Source organism: Bradyrhizobium tropiciagri, assembly GCF_018130505.1.
GTDB lineage: Bacteria > Pseudomonadota > Alphaproteobacteria > Rhizobiales > Xanthobacteraceae > Bradyrhizobium > Bradyrhizobium tropiciagri_B.
Genome location: NZ_JAFCKH010000003.1, coordinates 68,218 through 84,176, shown reverse-complemented (window position 1 = coordinate 84,176; position 15,959 = coordinate 68,218). Strand labels below are relative to the sequence as shown.

Genomic DNA, 15,959 nt, shown 5'->3' with positions numbered 1-15,959 from the left:
CGTTCATGGATCATATCGGGGACATTGATCTTACCGTTCGCCTCGCCATGTTGTGGATCGAAGCCAACCTGGTGGCCGCCGGATTTGCCGAGAACCGAAACTCTGTGTTTCTTACTATTGAGCCTCGCGAGGCGCCGCTCGTTGCCGAGGAATTCAGCAAACGTCAGTTGATCAAGGAGAAGGTTCTCGCCGAGGATAAGAGCATCCAACGCCTGACGTCTTCCAGGGCCATGCGCCAGACGCTGAGTGTTTCAAAGACGCATCGGCTCCAGGTCTATTCATCGCTGACCCGCGCCGAGTACGCACGCGGTGACCTCGCCAGTTATAATGGCACGCCGTTATTCGTTGAATGGCACGTTGACGCATTCGTCCTGCCGGAGGAGCTCCTCGAACAGCTTCAGGACGCACGCAAGCGCCTCGAACAGGTTGCGGGCACGCGCGCAAAAAACCCTATCACGTACACGATCTATCCAAGCCGGAAGCTGAAAGACAGCGAATGGCGCATTTCACTGAAGTTGAATTGTCTGAGAAACCCGAAGCGCAAGGTCAATTTCCTGGAGCTCGAGAAAAGCTTCGAAGGGCATCTCAACAACTTGACCCAAGCGTTCGGCAATATTCAGGTTCATCTTAGGAACGACGCCGCCGTCTTCCATCAAAATGATCCCGTCCGCATTGCGGATTCCGTCGACACCAGCGCGCGGCGTTCGTGCCGGATCGCTGTTTTTGCGAGCCGCCCCGGTGGGGAGACGGGAGTTGTTGTTCCCGGCCATGCCCTTGTCACGCCCGGTGTGAACCGCTTGCGTCACGAGCTACTCCTGCGTCGCGGCCGGGAGCCAATGACGATCGCGCGGCTCAGCCGTACCGACCTCGCCACCGATTTTGCGTACGACTTCAAAAACGGCGCGGTCAACGAAATGGATGCTGCTTTCCTGAGATGGGAGCCGTCGTTCACGCACAGCAATCAAATCCAGCACGGGACAGATTGGATTGAGCTTGCCGGGACCACGCACTGCGAGTTCGACGGGGAGTACTTCATCTACAAAGGTCCTGACGGACGGCTCGTGCCCTGCGAAGTCGTTGCCACGACCGGTACGCGCGTAACGATGAAAGACGAGAGCGCGACGGAGATCCTGTATACGGAAGTCATCGTGCTTGAAAACAAGCAGATGTTTGACGGGAAGGATCCCTTGCCGCTCCCCCTGACCAAGAAGGGAGACAGTGGCGCGCCGCTCCTCAGGCGGGTCGACGGGAAATACTTTTTGTGCGGATTCGTGATCGGTGGCGGCGACAGTACCAGCCCAAAATCCCATAAATCTCAATCATTTGCGGTCCCAGTCGACCGCGTTGCAAAACTCCTTCACGTTGATATATTCAAGGCTGCAATTTCTGACCATGGTGGAACGCCCCAGGGTTCATCTACGTCGGAACGCGTGGGCGCACCGCTTGAGGGACCTGCCGACGCCGGCCGCAACGGTATGAAGGCGTTCATGAATGACAAAGACGTAAAGCGAATAACGCCCCAAGTCATCGACAAGATCACCGATGCTGGGGGACACGTGTCCAAAGTCATTCCTAGGCAGGTCGCTCCCGGAATATGGAAGCTGGACATCGACCTTCTTCGTCCGCCGCCTGAAAGCCTTCAGCGGGACTTTGAGTTCGAGGGGCTCGCGGTGCATGTGGAGCCGCCGCAACGCGCCGTTGAAGTTCGCCGGCACATCCGCATCGAGGGGTGGGATTCTTAGAACAACCGCCCTGCCTTTCGCGATGGCGCCAACGAAGAGCCGTAGGCGTTGACGCTGCGCGGCAGCGTCGCTGACCCGTCAGCATGAGGGAGCGCTATTGGGCGCTTAGCGTGCCCATCGACTTGTTAGCGGAACTCGCCCTCACCTCACCTGCCGTAACGCGCCCGCGCCACCACTCGACGTAATCGAGGCCATCGTTATCGGTTAGCTCGGTGACCGCCCTGTCACCGACAGCTTTGACCAACTCCTTGACGACGCGCTTGTGCGCCAGACCCGCAACTGGTTTGGGGACTGTGCCTTGATCTCGTCCCTTACAAGTTCTTCGTATTCGTCGAGGAGTTTGGAGATCAGGATCGAGGGCTGTGACTGCGTGCCTAGTAGTGCGGTCCGCGCCGTCGCGTCATTTTCCAGCTTGCCCCTAAGAGGGCCTCAAGTCGGTTCTCGGCGGGCGCTTGAACCAGTTGAGTATTATCTAGGTATTCGAAGCCCAGAGATCGCGCGTATCGCCGGACCTCAATGTTGGACGAAATGTTGTACGTTTTGTTGGCCGCTCGGGCAGTTACATTCGCGCTCCACGCCGAAGTTTTCGGGTAAAGCGAACCGCCCACATCGCGTGGATTGGGAGGAATAATTGGTAATTTCAAGTTTTTGCCTCCGGTAGGAGGCTCAAGGTCGTGCCGACCGCCCTAAATGAATGACGGATCTCCGCGCCATTCATCAAAAACTGTGGCGCTCCCTAGGGGAGACGAAGGGCGGCATAGGAAGCCACTGAAAAACATGAGCAAATCGGCTCGGCTGCGGAGGCATTGCTACCACGGCCTGCTACCACCTTCAACCCACCCAACCCAGTAGGGCATTTGGGACGGGTGCGTCATTCTGGTTGATTTTCAGTTTGCGGCTATTCACGCTGTTGTCTTTCCGATTCGCACAAAGCCGGGGAGACGATGGCGGCAACACGCGTCAATTCAAGTATCGTCACAGGGCTGAAGCGCCTGCCCCCCGAGCAGTTTGAGAACCTCACCTACGACGTTCTGCTGTTATCGGGCGTCCAGAATCTAAGATGGCGCACTCCAGCCGCAGACGGCGGACGCGACTTGGAAGGTGACGTTGTTAGTGTGGACTTTTCAGGCGAGACTGTACGACAGCGCTGGTACATAGAATGTAAGCGGTACAATCAATCCATCGACTGGTCGACCGTCTACGGTAAGCTCACCGTCGCGATAAATCATCAGGCGGACTACCTACTGCTCGTGACGACGTCAAATGTATCTGTGCCGTGCCGTGATGAAATTCAGCGACACAACGAACGGCGCGGAGTTCAGATTCGAGTGTGGCCCTTTTACTATTTGGAACAGTTGCTGACCGTTCACGGCCAAGTAGCTGTGAAATATGGGCTAGTCAAAAATCCCCAAACCCTCCATGTCGATTTCGAGAGAATCATATCTGAACTGATGAAGCTCGCACAGGCTACCGACGCAGCCGTGGAATTTGGTCAGAAATCCAGAGACAGAGTGACGCTCATCGCTGTGTTCACAGAGCTTATTTCGAAACGTATTGAGGATGTTCGAAAGCACGGTCGATTTATCACCCATCGGTTTAAGCCCGACAGGGATACATTTGAGTGGTGCAAACCTGCCCCACTGCCAGCCGATAGATTCGACGCTACCAGTCTTCGAGCCGCGCTCGCGACTATTAAGAACGTTTTGGGCCTCAACGCCGTCGAGTGCAGAACTGACGACGGGAATCTAGTGATCACGGTTGCCACAACTGCCGCATTGCGCACAAACGCGTTGTTCAGTCTCGTGAGCACCTTTGGGATGATCGATTGGCACCTTGAAAGCACAGAAATCACTCTTAAAGCGCGGTGAGGTGATGGCAGAAGATAAAGCGTATCAAGAAGAGCAGGTATTCAGCCTCACACTGATGTCGAATTTTGTACATCAGGTGGTAAACCCCTTAAACGGAGTGTGTGGCACGCTCGACAATATCGTTCAGGGCGATGTGCCACAGGGAAGCATCAAGCAACGTATCAACGCGTCGCGAAGCCAGATTGAATACTGCATCGAATTGATCCGCAATCTCGCTTTCCTTGCGGAATACAGCCGTGACCCGGTTCTTTACCGTGAGCGCCATGTCGGCAAGATCACCGTAATTCCCCAGATTTTGATTCAGGCTGCTCAATTCTTTCAGGAGACGGCCCGCAAGAAGAATATGAAGATTCATCTGGTTGATCGGGAGACGCAATACAAGGTGATGGCTGAACCGGCTCTGCTAAGACAGGTTTTCATCAATCTCTTTGATAACGGCGTTAAGTACGCACATCATTCATCCGACATCATCGTTCGGTGCCACATACAAAAGAAATCGAACGACCTCCTGATCGAAGTGATCAATCAGTCAGAGGGTCTTCCAAAAGAATTGTGGGACAAGATTTTTGAACTGGGCTTCCGGGGCGAAAACGCGCAAAGGCTCGTCGCCAGCGGCACGGGATTGGGCCTTTACATCTGTCGGCTGATTCTTCGTGTCTACAATGGATCAATCACATATGCCGCGACAGGCGCCGGGTCCGTTTTTACTATTCGTCTGCCGGGAGCGTCGATATGAAAAAAGTGTTCGACGACAAGCTCGACACCGTTCTGATCATCGATGACGAGCCATTCAACACTGAGTGGCTTGCTGACTACTTCGTTGCACGCAAATTCGAGATCATTCACGCCGAAGACCTTCAGTCCGCCTTGGATGCGCTAGAGCATACACGGTATCGATACGTAGTGGTCGATCTAAGCATTCCCCACTCGCCTGCCCTTGCGCAGCCTCTTGCTTCACTTGGCACGGAGTTTTTTCGGTATCCGGGCCTGATGGCCGCGCGCAGGGCTCGATCTACCGGACATAACTCTTTCCAGGTGATGGTCTATTCGGTTCACGATTCACATGACGTCGACTCATACACGGGCCTCATTGATTGCAGATACATACTGAAAGGCAGAGCAAGGGACCTGAAGGATCACATTGAAAGCACGATCCATCGCTCGCCGAGTGGATGGCACAAACAAGCCAGTGCTCCGGCTCGCAGCCGAAAGGTCAAGCCCAAGTCAAAGCCCAATCAGAAAAAGAAGCCTCGCGTCCCTGCAAAGCGAAAATCGTTTTACACTCGTTACGGCGTGACGCCCGCTCAAATGAAGGCCTTGACTAAAGGTGCGAAAGGCTAGGGCATTTTCGTGCATTTCCCTTGAGGCATGCAAAATGGAATCGCAGGGATTCCGAAACTAAGGTCGTATAAATCCTAAATGGTCGATAAGGTTTGCTACAGGCGAACTTTGGAGGCCCACGTGACGACCGACCGCCCGTTGATCACCTACATCCGCGTATCGACATCCCAGCAGGGACGCTCCGGCCTCGGCATCGACGCCCAACGGCAGACCTTGCAACATTTCGCTCTCACCGAGGGCTTTACGGTCGCCCGTGAGTTCGTGGAGGTCGAGACCGGCAAAGGCTCTGACGCCTTGGACCGCAGGCCACAGCTCAAGGCCGCACTGAGCGCAGCGAGGAAGCTCAAGTGTCATGTTGCCGTGGCGAAACTGGACCGACTGAGCCGTGACGTCCACTTCATCAGCGGCCTGATGGCGCACAAGGTCCCCTTCCTGGTCGCAGAGCTTGGGCCGGATGTTGACCCGTTTGTCCTTCACCTCTTCGCCGCACTCGCCGAGAAGGAGCGCGCGCTGATCTCCTCACGGACGCGGCAGGCCCTTGCGGCAGCCAAGGCTCGCGGTGTTGCCCTCGGTAATCCAAGGCTCCAAGCGGCCCGCAGGCGCGCGGTGGAGGCTGTGACGGCCGAGGCAGATCAGTTCGCGGCGAACGTGCTGCCAATCATCCGGGAAGCACAGAAGGCCGGTGCAACGACGCTGAGGGGGATTGCGTCGGCATTGAATGCCCGCGGTGTCGCGACGGCCCGTGGTGGCCAATGGCACGCGAAGTCAGTCTCAAACATCCTCGAACGCGCTTAGGAGGACGGCCATGCTCGCGACTGACGGAGCCCTCTTGATCGCGCTCGCTACCGTCTTGGTATCGCTGGATGCCGTCTGGACTTCGCTGACGATTGGCGTCGTCGGGGTCTGGCTGATCCTGCACTTCGCTTGATGGACGAAGGGGGAGGTTCCTCTTCGGCCTACCCGTCGAATCGAACGGGTCCCATACTCGCCCATGGGACCCTTTCCGACGACGCTCACGACACGATTTCGAGTTCCTTGGGCCTAAAGCCGCTTCCGCCGCCGAGGTTACAGCACCACTGTGCGCATTCGGGTCCCATATCGACGCCCGCGATTTCCACGGGTCCCATGCGGGCGCCCAAAGGAATCGAAATGAGCTGGTAAAGTCGAGCAGGTTTGCGACCGCAACCGTCTAAGGTTTAGTTGAGCCTCACCGCTCGCCCGGGTAGCATCCTTTCGTCTGCAGGGGAAAGGGGACTTGGTGTCTGAGCATGTTCTAGGGGGCTTGGCTCTGCTCGGCTTCGCTTGCTGGCTGATTGGTGGCAAGGATTTCCTGAAAGCAGTCATCATCACGATGGCTTTCGGCCTCGCGGTGTCCGCAGTGTTCTCGATGTTCTAGCGCTGGCCTCTTGGGATTCCTAGGGAGGGGCGTGAGTGGCCATTGACTTCCCGGCTGGAAGGGTAGCGGCGCGGCAGCGAACCGAATCCATGGACTCCCTAGGGCCTCCTAGGGCCGTTATAGCTGCGAGGGGCTAGAACAGTGGGCGCCTCACCCGCGCTTTATTACTTTTCTACAACAGTCGGAACCGTCCACAGTCCCAACATTCGTTCCACGATATGGACGGGTACTGCGCCGGTATAGTTGGGGGATGGAGTAGGGAGTGGCCAGTAGATGGGCCACCATCATCAGATGGTCAGTCAGACTTGGGAGTCCCAACGCCCTCCTGTCATCAGAACAGGTCAGGCCTGCCTACATCGAGCTTGGGCACCACACCCGTGATGGCTCTGAATTGCTGTTCGATCGCCTCTACTGCCACACCCTCCTTGCTCTCTGGGACGATCAGACTGTCGTGAACCGGCATGCTCGGTACGCCCATGGCCATCAACGCGCGCATTGCCCCGATAACAATCTCGCTCTCCTCAAACATCAGGTCGCTCCAGTCTCGGACGCGCCCCCTTATCTTTCCGCCCAAGCGCTCAAGGATTGGGTGTCGCTCCAATACGCGCTTCTTGATGACGGCCATCGGGTACGCTTTCGCATCGAAAGCCTCCGGCGAGACGCCTTTGGCCTTCAGGCGATCCTTGAGGGTCTTCGTGAGGTCCTTGGTCCAGCGCCGCAGCAGGCGACCGTTCCCGAAGGACACGTTGATGTATAACTTCGCCACCGCGCGGTCGACCTTGGTAGGGCCAAGGATGCCGCCGTAGGCATCAGTGTCGGTGTCAAGCTGCTGATCACACCAAGCGTAGAAGATGGTGAGATACGATGAAGAGATGTCAATCTCGACCACCCCTTCGCCATCGATCCGCATCTCAAGCCGCTCCGTCTCACCGTGATGCTGATAGCAGGCGGCGTTCTGCGGGTAGGAATACAGGCGGCCGCCCTTGTCCCACCTGTAGGTTTGGAGATTGGTCGCTTCGTGGAACTTCCTCACCCAACCGACATGCTTGATCGTTGGGTGCGTGAGTGTGTGCCGCGCGAAGAACGAGTTGAGTTCGGCGACCTGTGCCCGAAGGCGCTGCACCGTATCGGTGTCCGGCGTCTTGCGGTCCGGTGAAGTGAGCTGCACTAACTCGGCGGGCATCACATCCACGAACTGGAAGTGCTCCCGAACCGTGACTGGTGTAACGCCGTGAGCTTCGCACTCAGACAAGAGCGCTGGTGTTGCTCTGTAGCGCGTCAGCTTCCCCTGCATCGGGCCGGGATTGTCGATTTGATAGAAACCTGGGTATCCCTGCTTGTGCTCGACAAGGCCCGCCTCAGTGAACGCTTGGCGCGCGGCGTCGAACATCCGCCATGTAACGACTTGCCCGGAGTAGTCGCTCTTCCTGAGCGAACACCGAAGCCAACCTTCGCTGCGCTCGTTTCCGGCCGCGTCCAGTAGATCAGCAACGAACGCCGCCACCGCCGCTACGTGCTTCATCAGAGTTTTTTCGCGCCCGTATGATTTGCCCTTGGCGGTGCTCGGCCTCCGATGGCGTTGGGCCAGCCGGCTCACGAGCGCAGCGGCCTGCACGCTCTCTTCCGATGCACTCAACGTCGCCAAGGGAGCCGCATTGAGCACCTTGGCTTCCTCACGCGAAGTCTTCGGCTGCCACGCCGTGCGCTCGGACGCCTCAAGCTCTTTGTCTGTCATCTTGGTTGGTTCCTGCCGCGGCGCGTCGAGGCGGGGAGGATGGTGCGAGTGATCATGGAGAGCAGGGCTTTCTTGGAAGTGCTTAGGCTGCTTTGGTGGCGCGGGTACGCCTCACAAGCCCCGATGTCCGAACACGCGATAGGTTCAGACCGGGGTAAGCGATGTTGTCGATAGCGGTCTTGAGCGCCGTCACGCCCCAGCGGTCCAGCATGGCCTTGGCGCCGTACCTTCGGCTCACCGACTTGCCGCTGCTTCGCCCGGCCAAAGCGTCGCGCAACTCCTCATCAGGCGTTGCTTGGCGAAGGGCATCTTGAAATCCGTGTCTGAAACTGTGGAAGACCTTGTTGGTGTTCTTTACGCCTACATGGTTGCGCAAATGACGTCCCCACCATTTCGCCCAAGCGCGCAGCGCTCCCTTCTGATCAGGCGCCACAGTAGGGAACAACCAAGCCTGCTCCCCTTCCCTTCGACGCTCTGCCACGTATTTGAGGAAGCCAATCCCGACGAGTTGCGGATGTACTGGCACAACGCGCTCCGACGACTTTGTCTTCAATCGGCGCCCCGCTTTGGTGTCGCGCGTGAACCACATGAGCGGAACGCTGGGATTGCCATCCTCGCGAATGTCTGAGACGCGGAGGCCCGCGTATTCCGCCTGACGCGCTCCGGCAAACAGGGCGAGCAACGGGAGCCATATCCCCGCTGCCCCCTTGGCGCCCAGTGGCAACTTGTGTTCGGTGAACAACGGAGCGTTGAAGATGGTCTGCAGGTCGCGAGCGTCGAATGGTTCGCGTTGGGACTGCTCCTCGTCGAGCCGCATCTCCTCGAAGGGGTCACTCCAAGGAGCGTCCTCAGGCACGAGCCCGTTATGCCGTCCCCATCCAGCGATAGCCTGCACTGCGCCCAACTGCTTGTTGACCGTGCCCGGTGAGACCATCTGGAGGGTCGGATGCGCGCGGCCATAGTCGCTCAGTTCCGGGAGTGACGCCTTCAGAAGTGGCCCTTTGCGAGACTTCGGTACCAACTGCAACGCTTCACGAAACGTACGCGCGTGCGAGCGCCTGATTTCCAAGACGGGTAGATTGCCGTGAAGCTGAATAAACATCTCGATGGCACGGCCGTATTCGTGAACGGTACCCTCGGGTCTATCGCGCTTCTTTTGCCAACCGTTGAAGGCTTCCCTGAGTGTTCCAGAAGCGGCAGCGGTCGGAAGCGCTGCGAGCCGAGGGGTAGGCACAGGCTCACCCTCGTTGCGCTCTCCGATTGCCTTCAGCGCATGTACGTACGCTCTGAGCACCTCGATCCCTAGCCTCGGGAACGCGGTACCTTGCCGGTCCAGCTTGATATCGAATGCGTCCAGTGCGTCTTCGATGTGTTCTTGAACTGCTGAGATGTCACCAAGGGCGAGGCGCTCACGCATGGCCTCAAGGTCTTCGCCGAGTTGCTGACGCCGGTCTGAGAGCTGGGCAGGAGAAAGCCCATCAGCTGGCAAGGTCTCATATGGGAACGCCCAAGGACCGCTCAGGGGCCGCCCTTCTAGGCGCTCGTGCTCAGCCTCAATCCTTTTGAGTTCATCCCGTCCGTAGCGCGTGCGCTCATCCCATGCGAGAGCCTTGGCGTACACGTACTCCGCCATACGCTTGATCTCCGCATCGTTCAGTGAGGTTCGCAGCGGCTTTGCTTGCGACGGACGCTTCAAGAGCGCTTCGGCGGCGCTGAGCGTACGATCAAACTCCATCAGCACGGGCTTGGCCCGCGTGTTAGCGTCCTTGAGTACCTTGGTGCCGAGCGACCGCTTCAAAAAGACCTGCCGGCGCTTGTCGGCCTTCAGCACCAACGCGACGGCCTCTCGAAGCCGTTCAGGCACACGCTTCTGAGCGTAATACGTCCCGTGTCTGTCCTTGATCAGTCCCATCAGCGCGCGCATCAAAGCTACGTCCGGTTGCTACCACCTGAGCGCAGCGAAAGCCAATGATTGCAGGATGTTCTTGAGTTATCAGCGCTTCTGGAACCGCTGGCGCTCCCTAGGGGAATCGAACCCCTGTTTCAGCCTTGAGAGGGCCGCGTCCTAACCGCTAGACGAAGGGAGCGTGAAGGGAAGGCAATAGCCTTGAAATCGGCCTGCCGCAAGATGGCTTGTGCGTTGCGGTGGGGATTTTGTCGGGATGCTTTACGGGCTGGTGGCGGTTTCGGCGTGTGGGAACGGCTCGGAACGGCCTGCCGCCGTACCTGCCTGTCATTCGGGGCGCGCCAACGGGTCCGCGCGATGCGCGGCACGATAGCAGGCTCGGCGCGCCCCCGGAGGTCTCGCGCCACTACCTCTGGATTCCGGGTTCATCGCTGCGCGATGCCCCGGAATGACGGCTGTCGGGCGAGATGCCGCTTGCCTTGCCGCGCCAGCGGCGGCGCTGCCCGCGCCGGTTACGGGCGGGCCACCTTGAGATGTCGCGGCCGCATCGTACACGGCCCCGCTTTTGACAAATCGCGAATGCAAAACACCTCTCTGTGAAGTCACCCGGCGCCGACCTCTGCTAGCATCGCAGCTCTTCACCATGCTGCGCCCGGCAAGGCGCCGAGAAGCGAGAGGAGTGCTTGGGACACAGCGCTAGCCTTTGGCGCACGCATTTTGGCTCACCGACATCTTGGCAAACAAAACATCAAGGCGGCCCGCAGGCTTGGGAAGACGTTCCGTTCGCCTGCACCGCAACAGGTCAAAAAGCTTAAGAAGAGCGAGGACAGACCATGATCAAACTAAAAATCAACGGCCAGGAACAGAATTGGGACGGCGACCCGGATCTTTCGCTGCTCTGGTTTCTCCGCGACGAGGCCGGCCTCACCGGCACCAAGTTCGGCTGCGGCCAGGCGCTGTGCGGCGCGTGTACCGTGATCATCGACAAGCAGGCGGTGCGCGCCTGCATCACCTCGGTATCGGATGCTGCCGGCCGCGAGGTCACCACCATCGAGGGCCTGCACCCGACCGGCGATCATCCGGTGCAGAAGGCGTGGCGCCAGGTCAACGTTCCGCAATGCGGCTACTGCCAGGCCGGCCAGATCATGCAGGCCGCGGCGCTCTTGAACGAGAACCCCAAGCCGAACCACGACCAGATCCGCGAAGCCATGTCGGGCAACATCTGCCGCTGCGGCTGCTACCAGCGGATCGAGAATGCCGTGCATCTCGCATCGACGGGGGTGTGACATGAATATCCGCACCAATCCCGGAAAGCTTCGCGGCTTCGAGAAGCATGTGAAGGTCGAGAACGTTTCGCGCCGCAGCATCCTGAAGGGCCTCGGCATCGCCGGCTCCTTCGTGCTCGCCGCGCCCGTGATGTCACGGCAGGCGTTTGCCTATGAGACCGGCGCCGGCAAGATGCCGCATGGCGTCGTGGTCGATCCGCGCGTGTTCGTCGCGATCGCGCCCGACGGCATCGTCACCATCCTGGCGCACCGCTCCGAGATGGGAACCGGGGTCCGCACCAGCCTACCCTTGATCGTCGCCGAGGAGATGGAGGCCGACTGGAGCCGCGTCCATGTCCAGCAGGCGCATGGCGACGAGGTCAAGTTCGGCAACCAGGACACCGACGGCTCGCGCTCGACGCGGCACTATCTGATCCCGATGCGCCAGATCGGCGCCTCGGCGCGCTCGATGCTGGAAGCCGCCGCCGCCAAGAAATGGGGCGTGCCGGCCAGCGAGGTGAAGGCGCAGAACCACGAGGTGGTGCACTCCGCCAGCGGCCGCAAGCTCGGCTTCGGCGAACTCGCCGCCGATGCCGCCAAGGAATCGGTGCCCAGCATCGAAGGCCTCAAGCTGAAGGACCCGAAGGACTTCCGCTATCTCGGCAAGGGCGAGGTCTCGATCGTCGACCTGCACGACATCACCACCGGCAAGGCGCATTACGGCGCAGACATTCGCCTGCCCGGCATGAAGTATGCCGTGATCGCGCGCCCGCCGGTCACCGGCGGCAAGCTGAAGTCGTTCGACGGCAGCGCCGCCGAGAAGGTGCCCGGTGTCGAGAAGGTGATGGAGGTCAAGGGCTGGCCTTGGCCGTCCAAGTTCCAGCCGCTCGGCGGCGTGGCCGTGATCGCGCGCAACACCGGCGCCGCGATCAAGGGCCGCGATGCGCTGAAGATCGTCTGGGACGACGGCGCCAACGCCAAGTACGACTCGGTCACTTATCGTGCGTCCCTTGAAGAAGCCGCGCGAAAACCCGGCCTCGTGGTGCGCAAGGAGGGCGATGTCGAGGCGGCGCTGAAGGGCGCCGACAAGGTGATCACCGGCGAATACTATCTGCCGCATCTCGCCCATGTCAGCATGGAGCCGCCGGTCGCGGTCGCCAATGTCACGGGCGACAAGGCGGAGATCTGGGCGCCGGTGCAGAGCCCCGGCGGCACCCGCGAGGACGTCGCCAAGACGCTCGGCATCCCCGAGGGCAACGTCACCGTCAACGTGACGCTGCTCGGCGGCGGCTTCGGCCGCAAGTCGAAATGCGATTTCGCGATCGAGGCGGCGCTGCTGTCCAAGGAGCTCGGCACGCCGGTCAAGGTGCAGTGGACGCGTGAGGACGACGTCCATCACGACTTCCTGCACACGGTCTCGGTGGAGCGGATCGAGGCCGGTCTCGACAAGAGCGGCAAGGTGATCGCGTGGCGGCACCGCAGCGTGGCGCCGACCATCGCGTCGACCTTCGCGGCCGGGGCCAACCACGAGGCGCCGTTCGAGCTCGGCATGGGCCTGATCGACAACCCGTTCGAGATCGCCAATCTGCAGTGCGAGAATCCGGAAGCGGCGGCGTTCACGCGGATCGGCTGGTTCCGCTCGGTGTCGAACATCCCGCGCGCCTTCGCGGTGCAGTCGATGGTGGCGGAGATTGCGGTTGCGACGGGTCGCGACCCGAAGGACATGCTGCTCGAGCTGATCGGCAAGCCGCGGATCGTCGACCTGTCCTCGGTGAAGGATCCCTGGAACTACGGCGAACCCTATGACAGCTACCCGATCGACACCGGACGCCTGCGCAAGGTGGTCGAGCTGGTCGCCGAGAAGGGCGAGTGGGGCCGCAAGGTGCCGAAGGGCCACGGCCTCGGCATCGCGGTGCATCGCTCGTTCGTCAGCTACATCGCGACCGTCGTCGAGGTTAGGGTCGACGAGAAGGGCAAGCTCACCGTGCCGCGGGTCGACACCGCGATCGATTGCGGCACCTATGTCAACCCGGAGCGCATCCACTCGCAGATCGAAGGCGCCGCGATCATGGGGCTGAGCCTCGCCAAGTATGGCGAGATCACCTTCAAGGACGGCAAGGTGCAGCAGAGCAATTTCGACGACTTCCCGGTGATCCGGATCGACGAGTCGCCTGCGATCACCAACGTCTACATTGTGCCGCCTGCCGCGGGCACGCCGCCGAGCGGCGTCGGTGAGCCCGGCGTGCCGCCGTTCGCCCCGGCGCTGATCAACGCGATCTTCGCCGCCACCGGAAAACGCATCCGCGCGCTTCCGATCGGCAAGCAGCTGGAAGCCTGATGCTGGAACGTTAGAGGCGACAAACGGTTCTCATCGATCTGACAGGAGCAGACCGATGAGAACGCCTCCCACCAAGTCCCGGACGCTCGCGGCACCCCTGCTCGCGGGCGTCTTTCTCTTTGTAGCGCATGGCGCATTCGCGCAGGGCAATTCGCCGCCGCCCACCACCGCAACGCGGCCGGCCAAGGTGCTGCCTGACCAGACCTCGACGCCGAGTAGCGCCCCGCCGGCGACCACAGGTCAAAGCACCGGCGAGGCCAGCCGCGATCCCACCATCCAGAAGATGAACGACGACGAGAAGCGGAAGGTGGACACCAAGGGGAAGTAGCGGTCAACGCAATCCGGCCGCGTGAGAGCTTATGAATCTACGGCGTCGTCCCGGCGAAGGCCGGGACCCATAACCAGCGAAGATCATTGTTGCACGACGCTGGGGCCACAGCTCGTTTCAACAACCTGACCCTGTGGTTATGGGTCCCGGCCTTCGCCGGGACCACGCGTGGTGAAATGATGCCAAAAATTGATAGATTCAGAATACGTGCGGAATGACGGAAAGCGCGACCAGGAAGCGGCGGACTCCCCCTCCGCCGCTTCCCGATCGCATCGCCCCCTGACTTTGCTTCGCGCTTGTTAGCTTTCTACTTCTTGTTCAGCGCGAAGACCCAGATCACGCCGCCTTGCGGGACGTTGTTCTCGAAACCCGGGACCTTGCCCGCCAGCGCGTCCTGGATGCGCTGGGCGTCGACACCCCAACCCGACTGGATCGCGATGTACTGCGTGCCGTCGACCTCGTAGGACATCGGCATCGCCATGATGCCGGAGTTGGTCTTCTGCTCCCATAGCAGCTCGCCGGTCTTGGCGTGGAAGATGCGGAAGGCGCGGTCGTTGGTGCCGCCGACCAGAATGAGATCGCCGGCCGTCGCGGTCACCGAGCCGAACAGCTGCGAGGTCTTGAAGTCGTGCTGCCAGACCTTCTTGCCGGTGGCCGGATCCCACGCCTGCAGTTCGCCGAAATGATCGGCGCCCGGCGCGGGCGTCAGTCCGATATCCTCCGGCTTGGTGCCGAGCCAGAGCTGGCCAGGAACCAGCGGCGTCTTCTCGCCGGTGAAGCCGCCGCAGAAGTTCTCGTTGGCGGGCACGTAGACCAGCTTGGTGTTCGGGCTGTAGGCCGCCGAGGGCCAGTCCTTGCCGCCCCACAGCGACGGGCAGAACTCGACCCGCTTGCCAAGCACCGGCTTGTGCTCGGGATCGACGATCGGCCTTCCGGTCTCGGCCTCGATGCCTTTCCACACGTTCGTCTTCACGAACGGCCAGCCGGCGACGTAGTTGATCTTGTCCTGCTTGCGCTCGAGCACCCAGAAGATCGCGTCGCGCCCCGGATGCACCAGGCTCTTGAGCGAGCGTCCGTCGCGCTGCATGTCGATCAGCATCGGCGCGTCGACCTCGTCCCAGTCCCATGAATCGTTCTGGTGATACTGGAAGTGGGTCTTGATCTTGCCGGTGTCGGGATCGAGCGCGAGCACCGAAGAGGTGTAGAGGTTGTCGCCGGGATGCCCCGACCCCGGCCACGGCGCCGCGTTGCCGACGCCCCAATACATCGTCTTGGTGTCCTTGTCGTAGTTGCCGGTCATCCAGACCGAGCCACCACCGGTCTTCCAGTCGTCGCCCTGCCAGGTCTCGCTGCCCGGCTCGCCCGGCGCCGGGATGGTGTGGGTACGCCACAGCTCCTTGCCATTGTTGGCGTCGTAGGCGACGACATAGCCGCGCACGCCGAACTCGCCGCCGGAGCCGCCGACGATCACCTTGCCGTCGACCACCATCGGCATCAACGTCATGTACTGGCCCTTCTTGTAGTCCTGGACCTTGGTGTCCCAGACCACCTTGCCGGTCTTGGCATCGAGCGCGACGACGTGGTCGTCGGTGGTGGCGAGATAGACCTTGTCCTGCCAGAGGCCGACGCCGCGGCTGGTCGGATGCAACTGGAACAGGTCGTCCGGAAGCTGCCGCTTGTAGCGCCAGTACTCCTCGCCGGTCTTGGCGTTGAGCGCGATCACCTGGCCCATCGGCGTGGCGACGAACATCACGCCGTTGTTGACGATCGGCGGCGCCTCGTGACCTTCGGTGACGCCGGTGGAGAAGGTCCAGGCCGCCTTGAGGTCCTTGACGTTGGAGGTGTTGATCTGGTCGAGCGGACTGAAGCCGTGTCCGTCATAGGTCCGGCGATAGAGCATCCAGTTGCCGGGTTCAGGGTTTTCGAGACGCTGTGACGTCACCGGGCTGTAGTTTTCGATCGGGCCGGCGACGGCGTAGGTCGAGACGAGGCACGTGAACGCGACACAGCCCGACAACAACAAGTGCTTCCTGGTCATGA

General features: G+C 60.5%; 13 protein-coding genes and 1 tRNA gene. 10 read left to right on the top strand and 4 right to left on the bottom strand.

Translation table 11 applies throughout. The features are described 5' to 3' along the window. Positions 1-5: 5 nt before the first annotated feature. From JQ633_RS08055 to JQ633_RS08030, 7 genes are all read left to right on the top strand, one after another. Positions 6-1,742 (top strand): hypothetical protein, encoded by a 1,737-nt coding sequence (locus JQ633_RS08055; RefSeq protein WP_211984365.1) that lies wholly within the window; start codon positions 6-8, stop codon positions 1,740-1,742. A 944-nt stretch (positions 1,743-2,686) separates the two neighbouring features. After that, complete coding sequence (locus JQ633_RS08050) at positions 2,687-3,610, top strand: restriction endonuclease (RefSeq protein ID WP_211984363.1); 924 nt, start codon at positions 2,687-2,689, stop codon at positions 3,608-3,610. Further along, entirely contained in the window at positions 3,576-4,346 is a 771-nt protein-coding gene (locus JQ633_RS08045) for a sensor histidine kinase (RefSeq protein ID WP_211984361.1), read from the top strand. The genes JQ633_RS08050 and JQ633_RS08045 overlap by 35 nt, the downstream gene beginning before the upstream one ends. After that, complete coding sequence (locus JQ633_RS08040) at positions 4,343-4,951, top strand: response regulator (protein WP_211984359.1); 609 nt, start codon at positions 4,343-4,345, stop codon at positions 4,949-4,951. The genes JQ633_RS08045 and JQ633_RS08040 overlap by 4 nt, the downstream gene beginning before the upstream one ends. A gap of 120 nt (positions 4,952-5,071) precedes the next feature. Continuing rightward, positions 5,072-5,746: a recombinase family protein gene (locus JQ633_RS08035; protein ID WP_349631535.1), complete on the top strand. Its 675-nt coding sequence runs from the start codon at positions 5,072-5,074 to the stop codon at positions 5,744-5,746. Positions 5,747-5,756: 10 nt separating this feature from the next. After that, positions 5,757-5,879, top strand: coding sequence for a hypothetical protein (locus tag JQ633_RS35415; RefSeq protein ID WP_283812758.1), 123 nt, complete (start codon positions 5,757-5,759; stop codon positions 5,877-5,879). A gap of 330 nt (positions 5,880-6,209) precedes the next feature. Further along, on the top strand, positions 6,210-6,347 hold the full coding sequence (locus JQ633_RS08030; protein WP_211984355.1) for a hypothetical protein: 138 nt from the start codon (positions 6,210-6,212) through the stop codon (positions 6,345-6,347). A 331-nt stretch (positions 6,348-6,678) separates the two neighbouring features. Here the strand turns inward: JQ633_RS08030 and JQ633_RS08025 are convergent, their stop codons facing one another. The 3 genes from JQ633_RS08025 to JQ633_RS08015 all read right to left on the bottom strand — a co-directional run bounded on the left by JQ633_RS08025 (position 6,679) and on the right by JQ633_RS08015 (position 10,169). Then, positions 6,679-8,082, bottom strand: a complete 1,404-nt coding sequence (locus JQ633_RS08025) for a hypothetical protein (RefSeq protein ID WP_211984353.1) — start codon at positions 8,080-8,082, stop codon at positions 6,679-6,681. Between the two features lie 82 nt (positions 8,083-8,164). Next, on the bottom strand, positions 8,165-10,006 hold the full coding sequence (locus JQ633_RS08020) for a site-specific integrase (RefSeq protein WP_211984351.1): 1,842 nt from the start codon (positions 10,004-10,006) through the stop codon (positions 8,165-8,167). 88 nt (positions 10,007-10,094) lie between these two features. After that, positions 10,095-10,169, bottom strand: a tRNA-Glu gene (locus JQ633_RS08015). A 652-nt stretch (positions 10,170-10,821) separates the two neighbouring features. Here JQ633_RS08015 and JQ633_RS08010 point away from each other — a divergent pair. The 3 genes from JQ633_RS08010 to JQ633_RS08000 are packed head-to-tail and all read left to right on the top strand — an operon-like array spanning position 10,822 to position 13,919. After that, complete coding sequence (locus JQ633_RS08010; RefSeq protein WP_211984349.1) at positions 10,822-11,274, top strand: (2Fe-2S)-binding protein; 453 nt, start codon at positions 10,822-10,824, stop codon at positions 11,272-11,274. A 1-nt stretch (position 11,275) separates the two neighbouring features. Continuing rightward, a complete protein-coding gene (locus JQ633_RS08005) occupies positions 11,276-13,591 on the top strand; it encodes a xanthine dehydrogenase family protein molybdopterin-binding subunit (RefSeq protein ID WP_211984347.1) in 2,316 nt (771 codons plus the stop codon). 55 nt (positions 13,592-13,646) lie between these two features. Beyond that, positions 13,647-13,919, top strand: a complete 273-nt coding sequence (locus JQ633_RS08000) for a hypothetical protein (RefSeq protein WP_211984345.1) — start codon at positions 13,647-13,649, stop codon at positions 13,917-13,919. A gap of 307 nt (positions 13,920-14,226) precedes the next feature. Here the strand turns inward: JQ633_RS08000 and JQ633_RS07995 are convergent, their stop codons facing one another. Continuing rightward, positions 14,227-15,957: a methanol/ethanol family PQQ-dependent dehydrogenase gene (locus tag JQ633_RS07995; protein ID WP_211984343.1), complete on the bottom strand. Its 1,731-nt coding sequence runs from the start codon at positions 15,955-15,957 to the stop codon at positions 14,227-14,229. Between the last annotated feature and the right edge of the window lie 2 nt (positions 15,958-15,959).

Coding starts and splice junctions, on each gene's coding strand:
- JQ633_RS08055 (WP_211984365.1), top strand. CDS start 6: ATGGATCATATCGGGGACATTGATCTTACCGTTCGCCTCGCCATGTTG.
- JQ633_RS08050 (WP_211984363.1), top strand. CDS start 2,687: ATGGCGGCAACACGCGTCAATTCAAGTATCGTCACAGGGCTGAAGCGC.
- JQ633_RS08040 (WP_211984359.1), top strand. CDS start 4,343: ATGAAAAAAGTGTTCGACGACAAGCTCGACACCGTTCTGATCATCGAT.
- JQ633_RS35415 (WP_283812758.1), top strand. CDS start 5,757: ATGCTCGCGACTGACGGAGCCCTCTTGATCGCGCTCGCTACCGTCTTG.
- JQ633_RS08025 (WP_211984353.1), bottom strand. CDS start 8,082: ATGACAGACAAAGAGCTTGAGGCGTCCGAGCGCACGGCGTGGCAGCCG.
- JQ633_RS08020 (WP_211984351.1), bottom strand. CDS start 10,006: ATGCGCGCGCTGATGGGACTGATCAAGGACAGACACGGGACGTATTAC.
- JQ633_RS08010 (WP_211984349.1), top strand. CDS start 10,822: ATGATCAAACTAAAAATCAACGGCCAGGAACAGAATTGGGACGGCGAC.
- JQ633_RS08005 (WP_211984347.1), top strand. CDS start 11,276: ATGAATATCCGCACCAATCCCGGAAAGCTTCGCGGCTTCGAGAAGCAT.
- JQ633_RS08000 (WP_211984345.1), top strand. CDS start 13,647: ATGAGAACGCCTCCCACCAAGTCCCGGACGCTCGCGGCACCCCTGCTC.
- JQ633_RS07995 (WP_211984343.1), bottom strand. CDS start 15,957: ATGACCAGGAAGCACTTGTTGTTGTCGGGCTGTGTCGCGTTCACGTGC.